The organism is Lonsdalea iberica (genome assembly GCF_002111585.1).
Lineage (GTDB): Bacteria > Pseudomonadota > Gammaproteobacteria > Enterobacterales > Enterobacteriaceae > Lonsdalea > Lonsdalea iberica.
This window is the reverse complement of record NZ_LUTP01000101.1, coordinates 1-1,750: the sequence shown is the minus strand read 5'-3', so window position 1 is coordinate 1,750 and position 1,750 is coordinate 1. Positions and strand designations below refer to the sequence as shown.

The window sequence follows — 1,750 nt, the reverse complement described above, 5'->3', positions numbered from 1 at the left end:
GCTCTTTAACAATTTAATCAGACAATCTGTGTGGGCACTCACAAGACACTATCGCAACTAGATACGAAAAAGTCTTGAAGAGTGAACAACAGTTAATTCATTACGAATGAACAGTAAATTCTTTGAGCATCGCTATTAACTTAGCAAATCAAGCTTTTAATTGAAGAGTTTGATCATGGCTCAGATTGAACGCTGGCGGCAGGCCTAACACATGCAAGTCGAGCGGCAGCGGAAGGAAGCTTGCTTCCTTGCCGGCGAGCGGCGGACGGGTGAGTAATGTCTGGGGATCTGCCTGATGGAGGGGGATAACTACTGGAAACGGTAGCTAATACCGCATAACGTCGCAAGACCAAAGTGGGGGACCTTCGGGCCTCACACCATCGGATGAACCCAGATGGGATTAGCTAGTAGGCGGGGTAAAGGCCCACCTAGGCGACGATCTCTAGCTGGTCTGAGAGGATGACCAGCCACACTGGAACTGAGACACGGTCCAGACTCCTACGGGAGGCAGCAGTGGGGAATATTGCACAATGGGGGAAACCCTGATGCAGCCATGCCGCGTGTATGAAGAAGGCCTTCGGGTTGTAAAGTACTTTCAGCGGGGAGGAAGGCAGTGAACTTAATACGTTCGCTGATTGACGTTACCCGCAGAAGAAGCACCGGCTAACTCCGTGCCAGCAGCCGCGGTAATACGGAGGGTGCAAGCGTTAATCGGAATGACTGGGCGTAAAGCGCACGCAGGCGGTTTGTTAAGTCAGATGTGAAATCCCCGAGCTTAACTTGGGAACTGCATTTGAAACTGGCAAGCTAGAGTCTTGTAGAGGGGGGTAGAATTCCAGGTGTAGCGGTGAAATGCGTAGAGATCTGGAGGAATACCGGTGGCGAAGGCGGCCCCCTGGACAAAGACTGACGCTCAGGTGCGAAAGCGTGGGGAGCAAACAGGATTAGATACCCTGGTAGTCCACGCTGTAAACGATGTCGACTTGGAGGTTGCGGTCTTGAACTGTGGCTTCCGGAGCTAACGCGTTAAGTCGACCGCCTGGGGAGTACGGCCGCAAGGTTAAAACTCAAATGAATTGACGGGGGCCCGCACAAGCGGTGGAGCATGTGGTTTAATTCGATGCAACGCGAAGAACCTTACCTACTCTTGACATCCAGAGAACTTGGCAGAGATGCCTTGGTGCCTTCGGGAACTCTGAGACAGGTGCTGCATGGCTGTCGTCAGCTCGTGTTGTGAAATGTTGGGTTAAGTCCCGCAACGAGCGCAACCCTTATCCTTTGTTGCCAGCACGTAATGGTGGGAACTCAAAGGAGACTGCCGGTGATAAACCGGAGGAAGGTGGGGATGACGTCAAGTCATCATGGCCCTTACGAGTAGGGCTACACACGTGCTACAATGGCGCATACAAAGAGAAGCGAACTTGCGAGAGTAAGCGGACCTCATAAAGTGCGTCGTAGTCCGGATTGGAGTCTGCAACTCGACTCCATGAAGTCGGAATCGCTAGTAATCGTAGATCAGAATGCTACGGTGAATACGTTCCCGGGCCTTGTACACACCGCCCGTCACACCATGGGAGTGGGTTGCAAAAGAAGTAGGTAGCTTAACCTTCGGGAGGGCGCTTACCACTTTGTGATTCATGACTGGGGTGAAGTCGTAACAAGGTAACCGTAGGGGAACCTGCGGTTGGATCACCTCCTTACCAAAGTGAAGTGCTAGTGAAGTGCTCACACAGATTGTCTGATGAAAAAG

The 1,750-nt window shown here is 51.9% G+C and carries 1 rRNA gene; it reads left to right on the top strand.

The window, feature by feature from the left end:
- Positions 1–157: 157 nt before the first annotated feature.
- Positions 158–1,700: ribosomal RNA gene (locus AU511_RS16800) — 16S ribosomal RNA — on the top strand.
- Positions 1,701–1,750: the final 50 nt, after the last annotated feature.